Below are 19,836 nucleotides of genomic sequence, written 5' to 3'. Positions count from 1 at the left end.
AATTTAAAAGACAGTACTCCTCTTAGAGATTTTTTCCATAGAATAAATTTTAGAAAAGGAAGAGTCTCTGCTATTACAGCAACAGCTAGAAAACTTGCTATAATCATCTGGAATATGATTGTGAAGACTAAACAGTATCTAAATCCAGAAGTATATCTATACCTAGATCAGAAAAGAAAGCTTGGACTCGTCAAAAGAATTAAAAAGCAAATCGATAAATTTGATATCAAACCAGAAGATCTTGAATTTAAAAATTCTTGATTTTCAATAAATAAAATTGACGTTAGTCAGAATTAAAAGGTCTTCTACACCTCTGGTTTTCATATCTGTAAGTGCACTCATCCAAAAAACAGCGGATTCATTTTTGCCTAACCAAAGTCCTAAGACTTCTTTTTTACCATCTCTTCTAAGCCTACAGCAATATAAATGGTTTTATTGATCACTTTGGAGTTCTTCCTAACCTTGAAGACAGCCCTATCCATCCAGACAGTCAAATATACGGGGTCTAAGGGCCGGTTTTGCCAAGCTACAATGTCATTAGTGATTTTATCTGTAATACGGGATATGGTAGAGGTAGAGATCTCAAAATTATACACCTCCCGCATCTGTTCTTCAATATCATTGTTGTTCATCCCTTTAGTATACAGTGATATGATCACTTGCTCTATACTATCCACCATATTCTTACGCTTGGGGACAATCATAGGGTTAAAGAAAGCATCTCGATCTCTTGGAACGGCTATTTCAGACTCTCCTAAAGAGGTGCGTACTTTCTTTTTAGAGTAATCATTGGGGAGTTGTTGGATTGACAAGGTAAATTTTGGGGTAAAGGTTATTTTGTAAATACAGTTGGTCAACAAGGTACAGAACAAAAGATAGCAAAATATGTCAAAAATCAAGGGATTGAAGAAGATTATCAACTAAAATTATTTTAATGCCTAGTGGGCTTGCCCCGAGGATTATTTACTGTTGCTGTAATTCTTTAAATGCAACATTGTTGCTTTTGTGTTTTTTCTTGTTAAATTTGTAATCAAATATATTGTCAACATCTAGCAAGCATACAAATGAGCATCACAAAGAAATTACCAGTTACTGTTTTAAGTGGTTTCCTAGGAGCCGGAAAAACAACATTACTCAACCACATTTTACACAATAAAGAAGGATTAAAAGTTGCTGTTATCGTAAACGATATGAGCGAGGTGAACGTAGATGCCAAGCTTGTGAAAAATGAAAACACACTTTCACGTACTGAAGAGAAGTTGGTCGAAATGAGTAATGGATGTATCTGTTGTACGCTAAGAGAAGACTTGATGATCGAAGTAGAACGTTTGGCCAAAGAGAATCGATTTGATTACTTGCTTATTGAGAGTACTGGGATAAGTGAGCCTGTTCCGGTAGCACAAACCTTCAGTTTTGTAGATGAAGAAAATGGGATTGATCTTTCTCGTTTTAGCTACATTGATACCATGGTGACTGTAGTAGATGCCTTTAATTTTTTTAAAGATTTTGGAAGTCCAGAAACCTTGATAGATAGAAAACTAACGAACATAGAAGGTGATTACAGAACTATTGTCAATTTATTGACCGATCAAATCGAATTTGCTAACATCATTGTGCTGAACAAAACAGATTTGGTATCAAAAGAACACCTAGGTATATTGAAAGCATCCATCCATAAATTGAACCCTACCGCTCGCATTATAGAATCAAGCTATAGTAAAATAGAACCCAAAGAAATCCTTAATACAAGACTTTTCGATTTTGAGGAAGCAGAGCAAAGTGCTGGTTGGATAGAAGAACTCAATAAGGACAAACATACTCCAGAAACAGAAGAATATGGAATATCTTCTTTTGTATATAGATCAAAAAAACCTTTTGACCCTAATCGTTTTTGGAAATATGTACAACAAAAATTTCCGAATAGTGTTATTCGAAGCAAAGGTTTATTTTGGGTTGCTTCGAGACCAGAACAAGCATTGGTTTGGGGGCAAGCAGGTGGTTCTTTGAAAGCAGACAGTGCAGGAGTTTGGTGGAGTAGTATGCCTTTCGAAAAACGAATCGAATATTTACCATTTATCGAAAATCAAGAAACAATTGAAAAAAGTTGGGACAAAACCTTTGGTGATCGAAAAAATGAAATAGTGTTTATAGGTCGATATATGGATGAAAAACAAATTATTGAAGAACTCAATGCTTGTTTACTAAATGATAAAGAATTAGTGGGTCAAAAATGGGAAGAAGGCTATAATGATGAATGGCCCGTCGAAAGAGTGTATGCATTGAAATAAAATAACAGTTTATTTGTTTTTCCCAGATAAGGTAAAGTAATCTGTATTACTTTTACTCAAGGAGATACAGAGTTTACCGAACCATGGTTTTCTACTGACGAAAAAACGTTATTTTTAAGTGTTGAACATCCAGAAGGACAGTCCAAAGATTTGAACAACCTAAAAAGTAAATGATCCTTTGATACAGATAACATTCTTAAACCAGCTGTAGTAGCTATTCAAGAGGAAATAATAGAGAAGATGAATAAACTCAACGAAGCTGAAGTTTAAAAATATAGTTAATCTGGTACTTACTAGACCCAAAATTTTATTACTGAAAAATGTATCAATGAAAAATAAGGAAGCGATCATAACTATTGTTGGATTTTTAGGTGCTGGAAAAACTACATTACTTAGATATTTGATAAATAACTTTAACGCTAAAGGTTGGAATCCTTTCGTTATTCTGAATGATTATGAAAATGCAAATATGGATGCCCAACAACTTACACAACAAATAGAATTAAACCGTATTAAAGCATTGAGTGGAAGCTGTATTTGTTGTAGTGGTATTGTTGAACTCAGAAATATAGTGAATAGAATTCCAGAGCGTAAGAATGGAATCACTTTGGTTGAAGCTAACGGAACCTCTGATGCATGCTCGTTAATGGAATTTTTGGGAGTTGGACTAGATGATCGGTTTTTACCTCCGATACAAATATCTGTTGTTGATGTTAAAAACTGGCAAAAACGAGGACAACATAACGAACTTGAAGCAACTCAAATTCAAGTTTCCTCACTTATAATGCTCACGCATCTTGAAAAAGAAGATGAAAGAAGAAAAGTATTGGTTGTTGATGAACTAAAAAAACTTAACCCCATGGCTAGAATAGTGGCCATAGAGGATTTGGATATTTTACAGCTTCCAGAACTATTACCATCCAATAATTCTGCTCAAAAATTCGACCATCAAAAATCACATTGGGCTTCTTGTTCTGTAGATCTACCACACCTATCTAGTATAAAAAACATTCATGATATTTGTGAGGCATTACCAGACAGTATCCTTAGAGTAAAAGGTTGTACCAAAATTGGGCAAGAAGAAAATTATACATACTTTGAGCGTAAACCCGATGGAGACGTTCATATTCGACCATTTAATGGAATACCAATTACCGGAACCAAACTTTTGACTATAGGACCTGGGTCTAATCCTTGGGTACTAGAAAAAGCAATTAAATTAAGTATAAAGGAAACCAACTCAATTTAATTTTTCAACTATTAATTTCAAATAAAAATGAAACCATTCTTCTTTATATGTCTTTTTCTTGTATTCGTTTCTTGTAAGAAAACCGATATGCAGCTTACCAAAATAACTGCAGAAACAATGACTATAGACAATTCGATTAAACCTTCGGAAGCAATAGATAGCATGATTACTCCTTATAAAGAAGAATTGATTGCCGAAATGCAACAAGTGCTAACCTATACGCCAAAAGATTTACTCAAAAATGATGGAAATAAGCAAAGTTCCTTAGGAAATTTGATGGTAGATATTTGTTTTGAAATTGCAAATCCTATTTTCAAAAATCAAACCAAGAAACCTATTGATTTTGCAATGTTAAATCATGGAGGAATACGTGCCACGATATCAAAAGGAAAGGTAACAAAAGAACACGCTTTTCAATTGATGCCGTTTGAAAATGAATTGGTGGTAGTAGAAATTACTGGAGAGAAAATAATAGAATTGGTAGATTATTTTATTAAAAGTGAAAGAGCACATCCTTTATCAAAAGATGTTAAGTTAATAATTGATAAGAATGGTTATGATTTGAAAATTAAAGGACTGGAGTTTGATAAAAATAAACGCTATACTGTACTAACTTCTGATTATTTACAAAATGGAGGAAGTAAAATGAATTTCTTTAAAAACCCAGAAAGGCTAACAAAATTAGATTATAAAATAAGAGATGCCATTATTGATTATTTTAAAAAAGTAGATACGTTACAAGCAAGTATTGATAATCGAGTAATCATTAAGTCATGAAAAGAAGGAGCTTTATTAAACAGTTAGGAGGGGCATCAACTTTAGCCCTGACCAGTGGACTAATAGCACCCTCGTTTATTGGTAAACAGCAATGTCACATTACGATCTTACATACCAACGATACACATAGTCATATAGAACCTTTTCAAGCAAATCACAATAGATATGCAAATAAAGGAGGAGTTGCCAAACGGGCTACCTTGATAGAGAAAATAAGAAAGGAAAATAAAAATACTTTGTTGCTAGATGCTGGTGATATTTTTCAAGGAACACCCTACTTCAATTATTTTGAAGGTGCTTTAGAATTTAAGTTAATGAGTATGCTTAAATATGATGTAGCTACCATCGGGAATCATGATTTTGATAATTCTATAGAAGGTTTATACAAACAACTACCAAATGCAAAATTTGATTTTGTTTCTGCTAATTATAATTTTAACAACACCGTTTTAGATACCCATATAAGACCTTATAAAATCATGAATAGAGGCGGAATAAAAATAGGAATATTTGGTTTGGGAATCGAGCTAGAAGGGCTGGTAGATAAAAGAATGTATAAAGAAACAAAGTATTTAAACCCAGTTGAAATTGCTCAAGATATAACCCATGAGTTGAAAAACGAGCAAAAATGTGATTTGATTATTTGTTTGTCACATTTGGGGTATTATTATAAAAATGAGCCTGATAAAATATCAGATTTAAATTTAGCAAAGGCTACCAAAAACATAGATTTAATAATTGGGGGGCATACCCATACTTTTTTACCTAAACCAACTATTGTAAAAAATATAGAAGGTAAAAATATGTTGGTTAATCAAGTCGGTGCTTATGGAGTTAATTTGGGAAGAGTAGATTTCTATTTTGATAAAAACGATAATAAAACATCAAAAGGCACGAGCATTCTGATATAATTTAAAGCTATCGAAAACGTTCAGAAAATAGGTTTTTTAATTTATTACTATATTTAGCCCTATGAGGGTAAACAAAAAGACCAAAAATATCTCATTATTTTTTCTTTTAGCTTTTCTGTTTATAAGAATCGCTGATCTACATTCTTATTCTCATTTTTCTGATGATGATCTAACACATTGTGAATTATGTGAGATAATAATTACATCAAACCAATTTACACCGCTGTTAGATGGTCCGTTTATCGAAGAAAAAACACATCAGAGTTTTGTTTTTCAGGTGATTAAGGTTGATCTTCGATATAAGACACCTTATTATTCTATCACTCAACCCGAAATTATATATAATAAACCTCCTCCTATACTTTAGCGTACCCTTATTTTTTCTTTCTAGGTTAAATAGATCCGAATATTAGATAGTATTTTATAATATCAATAGATAAAAACCACTGTGTGATATTGTGGTATGGAAATTTCTTTTCAGCAATTCTGACGATATAATTATTAAACACTTTAAAGAAAAGTTTTCCGATGTCTTTGGGGAGCCTTTAAAATGATGATAAGTGATTTTTTAAAGTAATTATCAAAAATTAGATTAATCGATTTTTAGCGCTAAACAGTTGTAAGTTTTGTAGCAAAAAGGATGAATATATACACGATTTGATTTGTTAAGCTCATGAAGATATTGTCAAATTATGATATGAAACAGGATACTCGAATGTGAGAACGATATTACGAACATTTTTTTTTAGAAATGCTGATTAGGACTATTCTCGAAATTTATCACTGGGTAAGACACAATTCAACAAAAATATAATAAAGAAAAGAATAGAAATTATGAATAAGACAACCATAATTACCATTCTATTGGTAATAATTTCATGCAATCGCATAGAAAAAGAAGAAAGGGTTTTGAGACAAGATCCAGGGGATGAGATCTTTGTGATTCATGTTCCTAAAGCAGGTTGTAAAAAATGTCAAAAGATAATAGAGGAAGGACTTCAAAATGAAAACGGGGTACAACAATCTATTTTAGATTTAAGTTCTAAAAAATTATCGGTTGTTTATACTCCAGAAAAAGTAACGCCAAAGATACTTGAGACAACCGTAAAAAAAATAGCAAAGAAAATCCCCTGCAAATAATTAATTAAAACACATTAAAAATGAAACCGAAAATAAAAACTTATAAAATATTGATGCTGTTTGGAGTACTACTTTTGTCTACATCTCTTAAAAGTGCACATCCAATTAAGCTAACAGCATCTCTTATAGAATACAATTCTAAAACCAATAGTATTAGAATGGAGTGCAGAGTCTTTATTGATGATTTTGAGGACAGTATAAATAGTACCTTAGCCAAAAACATCAATATATCAAACCTCTCTACCGAAGATAAGAAAGGTATAGAAGATTATTTCAAAAAGTATTATACAATAACAATTAACAATAAGATATATTCTCTAAAATATCTGGAATCTGAGATTCTTGCAGAGTACAATGTGTTTTGTATTAAATTTTCAGAAAGTGACTTGAAGATTAAAAAAGGGGATCAAATCTGTATAAAAAACAAGCTTTTTTTTGAGGAATTTGGTTTTTTACAATCAAACAGAATTACAGTAAGAATGGAGCCTTTTGTTAGAGAGAATTACCAAACTACATTCGATGACTATTCTATAACCTTTAATCTATAAAACATGAATAATTTAAGTTCTTTTTTTATTAACGGGTGGGAGCATATAGTAGATATAAATGCCTATGACCATCTGTTGTTTGTAATGACATTATGCGCAGCTTTCAAATTAACACAATGGAAACAAATACTAGTCATTATTACCGCCTTTACTATAGGACATAGCGGAACCCTGATACTAAGTGCCTTGGATATAATTCCTGCCAATTCAAAATTAATAGATACGTTGATTCCTTTTACTATAATGATAACAGCATTGGCAAATATTATTTACTATGATAATAAAGGTAGGTTTTCTGGTAACAAGGTGAAATATGCAATTGCATTGATTTTTGGATTGATTCATGGATTAGCATTTGCCAGTAATTTTAAATTCATGCTATTTGAAGATAGTATTATTATGCCTTTGTTTGCATTTAATATGGGTATAGAAGTCGGGCAATTGTTTATAGTATTGCTTTTTATGATCTCTTTATGGTTATATACTAGAATAATTAGTGGAGAGCATTTCAAATGGAATTTATTTGTTTCAGGAGCGGGTTTTGGCATTGCGACTACGATCTTTATAAATGCTGTAAATGGTTAATGTGAAAAAATCTTTAGATGGATATTAATTTTCTGTTCGGTTGGAAGAAAGAAATTACTTATATAGAAAATCGTTTTTTGGGAACATTTTTTAGACTAAGTTATGTTACTTTGTTTGGTGTGTTTCTAATGTCATGCCAAAAGCAAAAAACACAAAGCGAATCTTATTATAGTATTGATAGGGAAAAGATCGATGAAGCTTTTAATAAGGATAAATCCAAAGTTTTATTGGATCATTTGTATGTAGTTGTAGATAGTGTTACCTATTCAAGATTAGTTAATGACAATCGATGGAAAAACACATATGCTTCTTTTGATCGTGGATTACCAGATTTTGCCGCTGTAAATATGCATGCCTCTACTTGTTATTTAAGGGGGCATCGACATTATATCGAAATTTTAGGTCCTAAAAACACGTATAATGAATCGGTAGGGAAAAGTGGTATTGGATTCTCCCTAAAAAATAAGGAGGAACACTTTCATTTAGGATTAAAGCCTAAACTAAAACCATCAAAGAGTTCGTTGCTTCAGGCTGTTCAGACGGTACAAATGCCTTTAAGAGATTATAAGTACACATGGTTTAAGGCATTTTATACACCGAGCCCAGGAACATCTTTACATACCTGGTATGCTTTTTATAATCCATCTTTTTTAGATAGCCTGTACGGAAAACATTATACCTCTTATTCACGAGAAGCATTTCTGGAACCTAATTATAAAAAGAAAAAACTATTTAATGGAGTCAAAGAAATTTATGCAACCTGTACATTGGATGATTACCTTCGTATTGTTCAAGAACTAAAACATTTACAATGTGAACTTTTACAGAGAAAAGGCAATATACTTATGATTAAAGGAGGGGATGTGATATTGCATATAGAACCTTCTGATATTGTTGCATATAGTAGAATAACCAAGATTATCTGTGAACTTAATAATGCAGACTATAGCATTACCCGGTTAGGAAATCTAATCATTACCAATCAAGGTAATAAATCTATTTGGAATCTTAAAAACCTATATAATAATAACCCTTGAAAATTTAAAAAAATGAAATTTTACGCAAAACATCTCTACCTAAAAGTATTTTTATTATGCCTTGTCATAAATTCATGTAAGCAGGAGAAAAAAGCTCCTGATGCTACAAATAATAACGATGTTGAAACTGTCCAAGAAGTTACTAAACCAAAAATTACATTGGAAAAATTAGAAGGCTCTCCTGCCTATTCTGATGCTGCACTTGTTTTAGACACTCCAGAAGAAATAGTTGTGGGAAAGTCTGGAGAAAAAGGTTTTTCTTTCAAAGTAGAGAATTACGAACTTGGGGCTCAAACAAAAGGAGAAAATACACAAAAGTTAGCAAACTCTGGTAAAGGGCAGCATATTCATTTTATAGTAAATAACCAACCTTACTCTGCTCACTATGAGCCAGAGTTTAAAAAAGAGGTTCCAGAAGGGGTACATCATTTGGTGGCTTTTTTAAGTCGTTCTTATCATGAATCTGTAAAGAATGAAAATTCTGTTGTAGTACGTAAGTTGGTAGTTGGCGAAGATCCCAAAGATACTTTTAATCTTGCCATGGATACACCAACATTAATTTATAGTAGACCTAAAGGAGAATATTCTGGAAAGGATACAGAACAAATTTTATTAGATTTCTTTGTACTTAATACCCAACTTTCTAAAAAGGGCCATAAAGTTCGTGCTACAATTAATGGAGAAGAATTTATCATTACCGAATGGGCTCCGCAGGTTATCAAAGGACTCCCTATGGGAGAAATTACTATACAACTGGAATTGTTGGATGAGGCAGGAGAATTGATTCCAGGTCCGTTCAATAAAGTGAATCGCAAAGTACTATTAAAAGAATAAATAAGGTGCTTAGAAAAAGCCTGTGGTTTTTATACACAGGCTTTTTTTTATCAATTAAATCTAAGGTTTTACTGCAATTCTTGTAGTTTCGTTGTTATTTATTGATTAACTTACCGGTAGCTTCCTTAATAATATAATTACAGTGATCTACGTCGTCTGTATTAAGTTCAAGGATTCCTGTAACCTCTACTATTTGATCTGTTTTAAAATTTGGTTTTTGTTTATAAACAACTTCTATAATGGTTTCTGGGCCAGCACCACCACAAAAAAAACAGGAGGACATAGGGTTTTTTGATAATAAATGGAATTGGTCTTCATCTGTCGAAAAATCTAAAAAATAACCTTTTACACGAATTAAAACACCTCGGTACGATTTTACAGAAGATCCAAAAGTTGGCTTTAAAAAAAAATCATCATATGCAGCACTATATACCTTGTTAAAAGTCACATCGGTCAGATCATTCCACGTCATTTTATGCTGAGAAAACAGATTAGATTGAACCGAAATGGTTACCATAAAAAGAAAAAACATTTTATACATTGGCTAATATTTTAGAGACATTTAATTTATATAATGAAGTAGAGGCCAAAATTGCAGCTATGAAAGTGGTTAGAATCACTAATGCCAATATGAATAACTCTTTATTATTTGGTAGTCCAAATACAAAATGATACCCATAAGCGTTTTCTGAATAAATTGAGAAAAACCAAGTGCTAATTCTACCTAAAAACCATCCTAAAATAAATCCTAACATTGATAAAAAAATAGCTTCTAAAAACACCAGTTTTATCAACTGAAAAATATTGGCTCCATAGGTACGTAACAAAGCCAACTCTTGTTTTCTTTCTCTTACTGTTTTTATTAAATTAATAAATATGCTAAGCCCTGCTACCAATAGTATTATAATAGCGATACTGTTAATTGTTTGAAAGCCGACTCCTAGAAATTTCATTAATCGCTCAATTTCAAACTTTGGGAGGGCAGCCTGCATGGTGGTTTTTTCATTTATGTATCGGGACATTTGTAAAGCTCCTATCGGGTTTCTGAATTTAACTAGAAGTGAGGTTATTTCTTGTTCTTTTTCATGATATTCTTCATGAGGAGTGTGTTCGTGCTCGTGTTCATGTACTTCCCAAATACTCCTTAAATTGGTGATGATAAGGTGATCAAGAATGGATGCTGTCGGGTTTAGTATTCCGGTAACCATAAAAGATTTTGTAGTATGGGTTTCTAATCCATTTTCTGCTAGGCCATGTGTACTGGTAAAGCTACTTCCCAGTTGTAAGTTGTTTTTTTCTGCAACATAACTTCCAACAACTACTTCAAATGGTTTTTTATATAATTTTCCTTCCCTTAGCGTTGCCCCGTATTGATTTAGATACTTATCTGGGGTGCCTAAAATCCTATATCCTTTATAGTTATCTCCATACGAAACCGGTATCATTTCTTTTACCATGGGATTCTTTCCAATTTTTAGCGCTTCATTTAAAGATATATTACCAGTGGGATTATCTATATGTAAAATTGAAGATAGTATAAGTTGAAGAGGACTTCCTTTAGCACCAATAACCATATCAAATGGCTTTGTATTTTTTTCTAAATGCTGATTAAGCTGATCTTTCATTTGTAAAACAAAAGTTGCTAAGGAAATACTTAACATTAATAGCAAAATACTTAAAAAAGTATTCAAAGGTTTAGAGATAAGATTTTTGTAAGCCAGGTATAACAAGATTATAAAATTATATGATTGTTAAAATGTGATTTTACCCTTTGATCATGGGTTATAATCACTAAATTACTTTTACAGATTCGTGCTTCTTTTTTTAATAATGAAATGACTTTTTCACAATTCACGTCATCTAAATTTGATGTAGGTTCATCTGCAAGTATTACTTTTGGGCTATGAACAACCCCTAAAGCAATCGAAAGTCGTTGTTGTTGTCCCTCACTTAATTGATGAATCCTTTTGTTTTGAAGATTCGATAGACCTAATTGCTGGATTAGCTCCTCTTTTCTTTGAGGATCGCTCTTTTTTTTAGAGAGCTTCTCTCGTAAGGTTAAATTCTCTAAAACAGTTAATGACCTAATAAAATATGTACGTTGAAAAATTAAACCTATATGTTGACCTCTAAAATAATCCAATTGCTTTCTTGTAAGTTTGTTTAGAAAAGTGTAATCAATAAAAATTTCACCTTCTTTTGGAGGTAAGAGACCTGCCAAAAGATGAATGAATGTTGTTTTTCCCACTCCCGATGCTCCCAAAATCAGTAAATCCTCTTTTGCAGATAAATCTATATCCGGAAAATAAAGAGTTTGATCTTCTACATCTTGATATGTAAACTGAAGAGCGTGGGTACGAATCATAAAATTGTTTTTCCAAAAGTAATAAAATTTTAATAATGCAACAAAGTTGCATTATTAAAATTTTATTATCTTTGTACGTTAAGACAAATAGGTTGTACTCTATGTTTCAGTGTATTATAGTGCATATTATCACGTTGTTATTTACTGCAGCATTCCTTGCACCAAGGGTTGTAGACCTGCATATTTTAAATCATTTATCAGAGGACGATGAACCTGTTTCTTGTGAACTTTGCGATATTTTAGTTTATTCTCACCAACTTGATTTATTTCATAATGATCATTCTCATTTAGAAAAAGAACAATCAAATATCCCAAGTTCATTTATTGCTTTAATCCAATACAGAGGCCCTCAAGAAAAGATTGCTTCTCCAACGTTTGTTTATAATAAACCACCACCTTTTTTATAAAGGATATGCCTTTAATATTAAAAATCTTGCATAATAGGAGCTTCTATTCGTTTATAGATTTTTTATACCACTTTATTATCAATATCTACATTTTCAGTAAGGGAAAGAAATTTAATAAAGAAGTAATTGTGGTTTTTAACAGGTTGTTATATAGTTAATTGGGGATTCCTGCATATATCTTATTCTATTATCGGTGCTAGCCGAACATTAAACACAAATTGTCAATTTCATTTTTAAAGTATATAGTATGCTTCAAGCCATCAATCTTACCAAAAAATATGGTAAGCACGTAGCACTTAGTCAACTGAATTTATCAATTGATAAAGGAGAAATTTTTTGTTTACTTGGTCAAAATGGCGCAGGTAAAACAACAACAATCAATCTGTTTTTAGGCTTAATTGAGCCTACAAGTGGTGAAGTTTTGATTAATGGGATACCTGTGAAACCAAATAATAACAAAACCACCCAAATGATTGCATATATTCCCGAAGTTGTTCAGCTATATGGCAATCTTTCGGGGATTGATAATCTTAACTTCTTCAGTAGGTTAGCCGGGTTTCGATATGCAAATACCGAGTTATCCATTTTTCTATCCAAAGCGGGACTTCAAGAAACAGCACATCATAAAAAATTGTCTTCATACTCCAAGGGGATGAGACAAAAAGTTGGTATCGCTATAGCCTTGTCTAAGAATGCGGATTATATTTTTATGGACGAACCTATTTCTGGTTTGGACCCCAAAGCAGCCATAGAATTTACTAAAATCTGTAAAGAATTAAGCCAAGATGGTACTGCCATTTTTATGGCTACTCACGATATTTTTAATGCTGTAAACGTGGGGACTAAAATTGGGATTATGAAAGAAGGAAAATTGCTTCATAACACAAGCACCGATAGCATTAATGCTACCGAATTACAAAACTTATACCTAAAAACAATTTAAACTTAAAAACAATTAACGTAATGAAACTTTTTAAATCAATTCTCATAATTGCATTGTCATTTATTGGGTATACCTCTTTGGCACAAGTACAAATAACAGGTACTGTGGTCGATAATAAAAATAATCCAATAATAGGAGCAACCATTTCATTAAAAAACACAGAAAATACTTTTGGTGAACTCTCTAATGAAACTGGACAATTTGAAATAAATGCTCCTTCTGGTAAATATAATTTAGAAGTAAGATATTTAGGATTTCAGGCTTACAAAAATAATATTGAGACCGGTGATGGTAACACATTCGATATCGGGACAATTTCGTTAGAAGAAGGTACCGAACAACTACAAAGTGTAGAAGTTATTGGCCGCGCCCGAACGGACTATAACAGTGATTATTCGTTTTCTGCAACCAAAATAGCTATCAAAAATAAAGAGTTGCCACAAGCAGTGGCTACTGTAACCAAAGAACTTATTGAAGATCGGCAAGCATTTCAGTTACCAGATGCTGTAAAAACAGTAAGTGGTGTATCGGCTACTGGTATATATAATCATTATAATATTAGAGGTATTACTCAAGCCGATGATGGACAAATGCTTAATGGAATGCGTACACGTCAATATTACTTTTTACAACCTATTACTTCGCATTTAGAACGCGTAGAGGTTATTAAAGGACCGTCTTCTGTAACCTTTTCTAGTGCAGATCCTGGGGGAACGGTAAATATGGTAACTAAAAAGCCGTTGACCGAAAAAAGAAATTCAATAAGTTTAACAACTGGGAGTTTTGGAACCCTAAGAGCTACAGCAGATTTCACAGGACCATTGAACGATTCTAAAACCTTATTATATCGTTTTAATGCAGCAGTACAAGAAGCAGATTCTTTTAGAGATGTCGTAAATAACAATGCTATTTTAATTACTCCTTCTTTAAGTTATGTCCCTAACAAAAAGACATCCCTAAATGTTGAAATGATTTACAATAACGCTGAAGGTAATTTGGATAGAGGTCAGCCAATTTTTGGTGCAATTAATGGTGAATTCGATTTAAATAGTACTCCTATCACAAGGAATGTTGGTGCATCAAACGACCACTACAAAACTAAAGAGCTCATATTTATGGCTAATTTCAATCAAAAGTTTACTGAAAACTTTGGTTTCAATGCTCAGTTCATGAAACAAACTTGGGATGAGGATTTAGCCGAGCATAGAGTTGATGGTACGGCAGTTGATATTGATGGTAATGTGATTCCTACACTTGCAAGAATGCGATATGATAAAAGACAACAGTTTTGGGAAACAGATAATTTTAGCGCATATTTTAATTACGATATCAAAAAAGGTAACCTTACCAATAAGTTATTAGTTGGATATGATGCTACGAGGTGGGAAAGAAAAATTGGTGCAGGATTCCTTCGTGCTAGAAGATATTTAACAATTAATGGTGGCCAGGCTAATTTTGACCCAAGTGATCCAGGAAATTTTCAACAAATGGTGGTAGATGGTGTAACTATGCCAGTGCCTGCTGTTCCTCATTTTAATTTAGAAAATCCTTTTAACGGAGCTAGAAATACAAATGCTTACAACCTTTCAGAGTTAACAATTCCTGCAAATTTGAATACTTCAAACGGGATCTATTTTCAAAACCAATTCAAGATTGGAAAACTCTCAGCATTAGTAAACTTAAGATATGAGTGGTTTACTGATATTTTTGATTATAAAGGTGAAGAAGAAGAATTTGAGACTAGTGCTTTTGTACCTAGGTTTGGTTTAACCTATGAAGTAACTAATGATATTAGTGCGTATGCTACATACCTGCAAGGATTTCAACCACATACTAATACAGTATCATTATCGCCAACAGCAGAAGGTTTTTTCTGGGCAGCATCGCCAAGCAGATTTGACCCATTAGAAAGTACCTTAATGGAAGTAGGTGCCAAAGGAGAGTTTTTAAATGGGAAAATATTTGCCAACCTCGCAATTTTTAATGTTACCCAAAAAAATATCTTACTTGGAGATACTTATGATTTAGATAACTTAACAACAAGAGGAGAGCAAAGAAGTAGAGGTTTTGAAACTGATATTTCAGGTTATGTATTACCTAACTTACAATTAACAGCTTCGTATGCTTATACAGAGGCTACAATTGAAGAAGATGCCGTTGCAGAATTTATAGGAGCACGAATTGGTGGAGCTCCAGAGCATAATGCAAATTTTTGGGGGAGATATGATTTTAATTCAATTTCTTTATTAAAAGGCATTGGAATTGGTTTAGGAGCTCAATATGTAGACGAGAGATATACCTGGTACAATCCTACATATAGTACCGATAGGGTACTATTACCAGAATACACGGTATTAGATGGAGCTGTATATTACAAACCTAACAACATAAATATGCAGTTAACACTAAAAGTAAACAACTTATTTAATGATACGTATTGGTTAGGTGGTCTTAACCCTTCTAGGCTAGGACCGGGTGCACCAAGAAATATTTTATTAAATGCAACTTATAAATTCTAAAAGATGAAATGGGCTAATGTTCGGTTATTTGCATTGAATTTTTGGCAAAATGCAACAACACCCAAAACTTTTTATCTACTATTCTCAATTTTTATACTGCTAACGGCTTATGCCGCTGTTAGCGGTATAAAAAAGTATAGTTCTCAAAATAATATTCGGCAAGAACATCAAAACAAAGCCAGACAAAGTTGGGAGGCAAATCCCGATAAACATCCACATCGTATGGCCCATTTTGGAACTTTTGCATTTCGAATAAATCCTTCTTTGGCAATATTTGATTACGGATTGGAAAGTTTTACTGGGAATACGGTTTTTTTGGAAGCGCATCGACAAAATAGCGTAAACTTCTCTGAGGCCACATTTTCTACAGGTATGTTACGATTTGGAGAGCTAAGCTTGGCGTTATTATTACAACTAGTACTACCACTAATTCTGTTTTTTGTAGGTTTTTCTACTGTTGCCGCGGATAGGCAAAATGGGACATTAAAAATGCTTTTGTCCCAAGGAGCCAGTTGGAAAGAGATACTATTTGGAAAATCATTGGGACTTTTTGCGATTTCCTTGCTGTTTTTTATACCTATTTTAGTCATAGTTAGTCTAGCACTTTTAATAATTGGTGATCAAACCATAAACAATCTTACCTGGATACGTTTATTACTAATCAGTTTGGGGTATTTAGCATTTCTAGCTATTATAGCGGGTCTTACTGTAGCAGTATCAACAAGCAGTACTACACCAAAAAATGCCTTATTACGATTATTGGGGATTTGGTTACTGTTGGTAGTACTTTTACCAAAATCTGCTCAAGCCATGGGCAATTACTGGTTTCCTACACCAAGTAAGCTGGCTTTTCAATCAGCGATTGAGAAAGAAGTGATTCAAAAAGGGGATAGCCATAATCCTAATGACCCTCACTATAATAACCTAAAAGATTCTGTTTTAACAGTACATAAGGTAAGTAAAGTAGTCGATTTACCTTTTAATTATTCGGGTTTTGTGATGCGGGAAGGAGAAAAAATTACATCTGCTTTATATAGAAAACACCATACCAAGTTGGTGAACATTTTTAAAAGTCAAAATGATATAACTAGGTTTTCGTCTTTTATCAATCCATTTACAGCGATCAAACAATTATCGATGACTATGGCTGGAACAGATTTCTCATCCTATATCGATTTTCAAAATAAAGCAGATGACTATCGTTATCAATTAGCTCAAACCATGAATGAGTTACAAATGGAATATATCAGTCCGAAAAAAGAAAGTGGTTCAGAAGGGAAAACTCATGTTGTAAATCACCGACATTGGCAAGAATTTAGGGATTTTAACCATATACCTATGGGATTTGGTAATTCGTTAAAAGAAGCTTTTCCAGCATTAATTTCTATACTATTATGGGTAATTGGTGTTTTAGGCTTACTAGTATTCACTTCAAAAAAAGCAAGGGCGATATGATAATACTATATAAACTATTTTTACAACAATGCATTCGAACAAAAGAAGTTTGGATAAGTCTATTACTTATTACATTGTTAGGTGTTATTGGAATTATCATAGGAGATAAACACCTCGAAAGACAAGAAGATGCAATCGCCGAAGTGAAAACACATCAAAAACAACATTTTGATCGGCAAGTATCGCTTCATAATAAGGATTTAGGGCTGTTGTTATATTATACAAAGTTTGCTTATGTCAATACTGTAAACTCGTTGGCAGGAATATCAATAGGACAAGCAGATGTAAACCCAACGATAAAACAAATCACTATAAAGACCTTTGAGGCGCAGAAATATGATACAGATTTGGTAAACCCAATGAATCTGCAATCTGGTAATCTTGACCTTTCTTTTGTGATTATTTATCTATTTCCTCTTTTCGTTATTGTTATGACTTTTAATATAGTTTCAGAGGAAACAGAAACTGGAACATGGAATTTAGTAGTAATTCAAGCAAGGTCTAAACTGGGCTTTATTATTACTAAACTTTTGATTCGATTGATGTTGTTGTACACAATCTTACTATTTCTTTTTGGTATAGCTAAACTAATCCTCAACTTACCTTTGGATACTCACTTTTTTTGGATGTTAGGATTATCGATGCTCTATATTTTTTTCTGGTTTACTCTAACTTTTTTTATTATTAGTTTTAAGAAACTATCCGGCTTTAATGCGTCTTTACTTTTATCAATTTGGTTAGTATTGATCATTCTTTTACCGGCGGGAGTTAATGCGTATGTATCATCCAAATACCCGGTGTCAGAAGCATTAAGTACAGCTATAGCACAAAGAGATGGATATCACGTAAAGTGGGATACTGATAAGCTAGCTACTATAGAAAAATTTTATCAACACTATCCACAATTTAAAAAATATGGATACCCAATAGATGGATTCAATTGGCTATGGTATTACGCCATGCAGCAGATGGGTGATGATGATTCGAGAAAACAACAAAATGCACTCAACAAGAAGATCAAATTACGTGAACAAACCAGTAAACGAATTGCTTCTATAATCCCTAACATGCATTTGCAGCTTTTATTTAATCAATTAGCAGGGACCAGTATGAGTCAACAAATGGATTATTTGAACGCTACCAATGCGTTTCATGAAAAATTAAGATTGTTTTTCTACCCTAAAATATTCGAAGATAAACATGCAGATACAATCGATTGGAATCAATTTAAACCAGAGTATTATGATGTAGAGGTTAACTTACAACCTATGCAAAGTATGGCACCACTAATAATCGCATCAATAATTATGCTATTAATATCAATACCAAAGATGAAGCGATTATAATATAAACTTAGGGTACAATACCCACATTCATAATCGTTTCATTCTTGTTAATAGGGGGAGTACCTATCATGTATAATATCATTCCACCTTGTGGGGCTTTAATTTTTTCTATTTTATTGCCAAAAAAATCGGTAATGTAACCCACAAGCTCTCCTTTTTTTATAAAATCACCGGACTTTTTTTCAGAATAAAAAAGTCCGGTTGATTTACTCTTGACAGTAAATCGTTTCGCAATAATTGTTGGTGTTGCGGACGAACGTTCTTTGTTAGAATTCAATATTCTTAAATGCGCTAATAAAGAAAATACACCATTTACGATTCGGTCAGTTTCGATTTGGTCTGGAATACCAAGCCTTCCACATTCAATATCTACTGAAGGAATTCCGCGATGAAAAGCCTCTTGAGAACAATACAGACTAGGTTTTTTAAGTCGTTCTTCTGAAATATCGAAAATAATAGAATAATCAAAACCCATGGCTAATGCCATTTCTCGCCCTTTTTTAGAGACTTCGGGAAAAGCCTTACTTTGATACCAAGCATTATATGGGAGTAAATCTTCGGGGGCATCTCCCGCATGTATATCAATAAAAAAATCAGACTTAGTAATTACCTCTTTAGTAATGACATGTGCCATTTGTTGAGTAATTGACCCTTTAGCATTGCCTGGAAAAGAACGATTCAGATTTTTATCATCTAAAGGATTTAAAAAAGGACTCCTATTTAAAAAAGCAGGGACATTAGCTACTTGAACTAAAATTATAGTGCCTGACAATAGTTTTGGGTCAATTTTTTGATTCAATTGCTGTGCTGCTAATATCGGAGGATATTCATAACCATGAATTCCCGCAGTTATCCCCAAAACCTGACCAGATTTTATGCCATGAAAAATGGTAATAGGAATAAAAGTACTATTCTTATCATCTGTTACAGGAACCTTAAAATGACTTTTAGTTCCTGGTTTAACTAATTCATTCTGGAAAACAAAAGATTTTTGAGCAATTCCTAAGGCAAAAGGAAACACAATCAAGTATAAAAAAAATTTTGCTTTTATCATATAAATAAAATTAGTTAAACTCAAATAAATATCAAGTTCCCAAGAGTACATTTAGTATTTGTTTAGGAGTCTAAAAGCTTCGTTAAGCCACAATCAATGGTTTTTAAATCATAAAGTTAAATGTTTGCTTTATTGGTTGAGTTTGCATTAGACATAAAAGTTGTAAAATGGTTACTCGGTAGGTTTTGTTTTTAGAATAATGAGCTTTATGAATATAGTTAGGATGTATTCCAAATTAATATTTGGATAAAAAAAATAATAGGGTTACCCATTTAGTTCGCAATGGTTTTTACTTGTTTGATAGTAACAGGCTGATGCATTACACATCGCTCTACTATTTTATCGAGTATTGATACTCTGTGATTTCTTCGGTTAAAT

19 protein-coding genes and 3 pseudogenes are annotated in these 19,836 nt (G+C 32.7%); 17 read left to right on the top strand and 5 right to left on the bottom strand.

Features of this window, described 5'->3' with window-relative positions; all coding sequences use genetic code 11:
- Positions 1 to 261 (top strand): annotated as a pseudogene (locus tag ABW636_RS22175) (hypothetical protein); the annotation flags it as partial.
- Positions 262 to 276: 15 nt separating this feature from the next.
- Here ABW636_RS22175 and ABW636_RS22170 read toward each other — a convergent pair.
- Positions 277 to 791, bottom strand: a pseudogene (locus ABW636_RS22170) (IS256 family transposase); the annotation flags it as partial.
- Between the two features lie 33 nt (positions 792 to 824).
- Here ABW636_RS22170 and ABW636_RS22165 point away from each other — a divergent pair.
- The 11 genes and pseudogenes from ABW636_RS22165 to ABW636_RS22115 all read left to right on the top strand — a co-directional run.
- Positions 825 to 935, top strand: a pseudogene (locus tag ABW636_RS22165) (IS200/IS605 family transposase); the annotation flags it as partial.
- A gap of 129 nt (positions 936 to 1,064) precedes the next feature.
- A complete protein-coding gene (locus tag ABW636_RS22160; protein WP_367592287.1) occupies positions 1,065 to 2,288 on the top strand; it encodes a GTP-binding protein in 1,224 nt (407 codons plus the stop codon).
- Between the two features lie 328 nt (positions 2,289 to 2,616).
- Positions 2,617 to 3,537 carry a GTP-binding protein gene (locus ABW636_RS22155; protein WP_367592286.1) on the top strand — a complete coding sequence of 307 codons (921 nt, stop codon included), beginning with the start codon at positions 2,617 to 2,619 and terminating at the stop codon, positions 3,535 to 3,537.
- A gap of 87 nt (positions 3,538 to 3,624) precedes the next feature.
- Entirely contained in the window at positions 3,625 to 4,314 is a 690-nt protein-coding gene (locus ABW636_RS22150) for a 5'-nucleotidase C-terminal domain-containing protein (RefSeq protein ID WP_367592285.1), read from the top strand.
- Positions 4,311 to 5,225 carry a bifunctional metallophosphatase/5'-nucleotidase gene (locus tag ABW636_RS22145; protein WP_367592284.1) on the top strand — a complete coding sequence of 305 codons (915 nt, stop codon included), beginning with the start codon at positions 4,311 to 4,313 and terminating at the stop codon, positions 5,223 to 5,225. The genes ABW636_RS22150 and ABW636_RS22145 overlap by 4 nt, the downstream gene beginning before the upstream one ends.
- A 61-nt stretch (positions 5,226 to 5,286) precedes the next feature.
- A complete protein-coding gene (locus tag ABW636_RS22140) occupies positions 5,287 to 5,592 on the top strand; it encodes a hypothetical protein (protein WP_367592283.1) in 306 nt (101 codons plus the stop codon).
- A 467-nt stretch (positions 5,593 to 6,059) separates the two neighbouring features.
- On the top strand, positions 6,060 to 6,365 hold the full coding sequence (locus ABW636_RS22135) for a cation transporter (RefSeq protein WP_367592282.1): 306 nt from the start codon (positions 6,060 to 6,062) through the stop codon (positions 6,363 to 6,365).
- 20 nt (positions 6,366 to 6,385) lie between these two features.
- Entirely contained in the window at positions 6,386 to 6,913 is a 528-nt protein-coding gene (locus ABW636_RS22130) for a DUF6702 family protein (RefSeq protein WP_367592281.1), read from the top strand.
- Positions 6,914 to 6,916: 3 nt separating this feature from the next.
- Complete coding sequence (locus tag ABW636_RS22125; RefSeq protein WP_367592280.1) at positions 6,917 to 7,498, top strand: HupE/UreJ family protein; 582 nt, start codon at positions 6,917 to 6,919, stop codon at positions 7,496 to 7,498.
- Positions 7,499 to 7,515: 17 nt separating this feature from the next.
- On the top strand, positions 7,516 to 8,535 hold the full coding sequence (locus ABW636_RS22120) for a DUF5829 family protein (protein WP_367592279.1): 1,020 nt from the start codon (positions 7,516 to 7,518) through the stop codon (positions 8,533 to 8,535).
- Between the two features lie 12 nt (positions 8,536 to 8,547).
- Positions 8,548 to 9,369 (top strand): hypothetical protein, encoded by an 822-nt coding sequence (locus ABW636_RS22115; protein ID WP_367592278.1) that lies wholly within the window; start codon positions 8,548 to 8,550, stop codon positions 9,367 to 9,369.
- Positions 9,370 to 9,463: 94 nt separating this feature from the next.
- On the opposite strand, the gene ABW636_RS22110 is transcribed toward ABW636_RS22115, so the two are convergent.
- Genes ABW636_RS22110 through ABW636_RS22100 form a run of 3 tightly spaced genes read right to left on the bottom strand, consistent with a single transcriptional unit; the run spans position 9,464 to position 11,734 of the window.
- Entirely contained in the window at positions 9,464 to 9,910 is a 447-nt protein-coding gene (locus ABW636_RS22110; RefSeq protein ID WP_367592277.1) for a hypothetical protein, read from the bottom strand.
- Positions 9,903 to 11,060, bottom strand: a complete 1,158-nt coding sequence (locus ABW636_RS22105; RefSeq protein WP_367592276.1) for an ABC transporter permease — start codon at positions 11,058 to 11,060, stop codon at positions 9,903 to 9,905. Before ABW636_RS22105 ends, ABW636_RS22110 begins: the two co-directional genes overlap by 8 nt.
- A 41-nt stretch (positions 11,061 to 11,101) precedes the next feature.
- Positions 11,102 to 11,734, bottom strand: a complete 633-nt coding sequence (locus tag ABW636_RS22100; protein WP_367592275.1) for an ABC transporter ATP-binding protein — start codon at positions 11,732 to 11,734, stop codon at positions 11,102 to 11,104.
- 101 nt (positions 11,735 to 11,835) lie between these two features.
- Here ABW636_RS22100 and ABW636_RS22095 point away from each other — a divergent pair, with 101 nt between their 5' ends.
- The 5 genes from ABW636_RS22095 (at position 11,836) to ABW636_RS22075 (ending at position 18,404) form a co-directional block, all read left to right on the top strand.
- Positions 11,836 to 12,141, top strand: a complete 306-nt coding sequence (locus tag ABW636_RS22095) for a hypothetical protein (protein WP_367592274.1) — start codon at positions 11,836 to 11,838, stop codon at positions 12,139 to 12,141.
- A 247-nt stretch (positions 12,142 to 12,388) separates the two neighbouring features.
- A complete protein-coding gene (locus ABW636_RS22090; protein WP_367592273.1) occupies positions 12,389 to 13,084 on the top strand; it encodes an ABC transporter ATP-binding protein in 696 nt (231 codons plus the stop codon).
- Positions 13,085 to 13,104: 20 nt separating this feature from the next.
- Positions 13,105 to 15,603, top strand: coding sequence for a TonB-dependent receptor domain-containing protein (locus ABW636_RS22085; RefSeq protein ID WP_367592272.1), 2,499 nt, complete (start codon positions 13,105 to 13,107; stop codon positions 15,601 to 15,603).
- A gap of 3 nt (positions 15,604 to 15,606) precedes the next feature.
- Positions 15,607 to 17,058 (top strand): DUF3526 domain-containing protein, encoded by a 1,452-nt coding sequence (locus tag ABW636_RS22080; protein ID WP_367592271.1) that lies wholly within the window; start codon positions 15,607 to 15,609, stop codon positions 17,056 to 17,058.
- On the top strand, positions 17,055 to 18,404 hold the full coding sequence (locus ABW636_RS22075) for a DUF3526 domain-containing protein (RefSeq protein ID WP_367592270.1): 1,350 nt from the start codon (positions 17,055 to 17,057) through the stop codon (positions 18,402 to 18,404). The genes ABW636_RS22080 and ABW636_RS22075 overlap by 4 nt, the downstream gene beginning before the upstream one ends.
- Before the next feature lie 7 nt (positions 18,405 to 18,411).
- On the opposite strand, the gene ABW636_RS22070 is transcribed toward ABW636_RS22075, so the two are convergent.
- Positions 18,412 to 19,509, bottom strand: a complete 1,098-nt coding sequence (locus ABW636_RS22070) for a succinylglutamate desuccinylase/aspartoacylase family protein (protein WP_367592269.1) — start codon at positions 19,507 to 19,509, stop codon at positions 18,412 to 18,414.
- Between the last annotated feature and the right edge of the window lie 327 nt (positions 19,510 to 19,836).

The organism is Aquimarina discodermiae, assembly GCF_040786235.1.
Lineage (GTDB): Bacteria > Bacteroidota > Bacteroidia > Flavobacteriales > Flavobacteriaceae > Aquimarina.
Note: the sequence above shows the minus strand (reverse complement) of the source record. Positions and strands in the feature narration are given on the sequence as shown.

Bases quoted from the DNA above. Each gene is read 5' to 3' on its own strand.
- ABW636_RS22160 (WP_367592287.1), top strand. From the start codon at position 1,065: ATGAGCATCACAAAGAAATTACCAGTTACTGTTTTAAGTGGTTTCCTA.
- ABW636_RS22155 (WP_367592286.1), top strand. From the start codon at position 2,617: ATGAAAAATAAGGAAGCGATCATAACTATTGTTGGATTTTTAGGTGCT.
- ABW636_RS22150 (WP_367592285.1), top strand. From the start codon at position 3,625: ATGCAGCTTACCAAAATAACTGCAGAAACAATGACTATAGACAATTCG.
- ABW636_RS22145 (WP_367592284.1), top strand. From the start codon at position 4,311: ATGAAAAGAAGGAGCTTTATTAAACAGTTAGGAGGGGCATCAACTTTA.
- ABW636_RS22140 (WP_367592283.1), top strand. From the start codon at position 5,287: ATGAGGGTAAACAAAAAGACCAAAAATATCTCATTATTTTTTCTTTTA.
- ABW636_RS22135 (WP_367592282.1), top strand. From the start codon at position 6,060: ATGAATAAGACAACCATAATTACCATTCTATTGGTAATAATTTCATGC.
- ABW636_RS22130 (WP_367592281.1), top strand. From the start codon at position 6,386: ATGAAACCGAAAATAAAAACTTATAAAATATTGATGCTGTTTGGAGTA.
- ABW636_RS22125 (WP_367592280.1), top strand. From the start codon at position 6,917: ATGAATAATTTAAGTTCTTTTTTTATTAACGGGTGGGAGCATATAGTA.
- ABW636_RS22120 (WP_367592279.1), top strand. From the start codon at position 7,516: ATGGATATTAATTTTCTGTTCGGTTGGAAGAAAGAAATTACTTATATA.
- ABW636_RS22115 (WP_367592278.1), top strand. From the start codon at position 8,548: ATGAAATTTTACGCAAAACATCTCTACCTAAAAGTATTTTTATTATGC.
- ABW636_RS22110 (WP_367592277.1), bottom strand. From the start codon at position 9,910: ATGTATAAAATGTTTTTTCTTTTTATGGTAACCATTTCGGTTCAATCT.
- ABW636_RS22100 (WP_367592275.1), bottom strand. From the start codon at position 11,734: ATGATTCGTACCCACGCTCTTCAGTTTACATATCAAGATGTAGAAGAT.
- ABW636_RS22095 (WP_367592274.1), top strand. From the start codon at position 11,836: ATGTTTCAGTGTATTATAGTGCATATTATCACGTTGTTATTTACTGCA.
- ABW636_RS22090 (WP_367592273.1), top strand. From the start codon at position 12,389: ATGCTTCAAGCCATCAATCTTACCAAAAAATATGGTAAGCACGTAGCA.
- ABW636_RS22085 (WP_367592272.1), top strand. From the start codon at position 13,105: ATGAAACTTTTTAAATCAATTCTCATAATTGCATTGTCATTTATTGGG.
- ABW636_RS22080 (WP_367592271.1), top strand. From the start codon at position 15,607: ATGAAATGGGCTAATGTTCGGTTATTTGCATTGAATTTTTGGCAAAAT.
- ABW636_RS22075 (WP_367592270.1), top strand. From the start codon at position 17,055: ATGATAATACTATATAAACTATTTTTACAACAATGCATTCGAACAAAA.
- ABW636_RS22070 (WP_367592269.1), bottom strand. From the start codon at position 19,509: ATGTACTCTTGGGAACTTGATATTTATTTGAGTTTAACTAATTTTATT.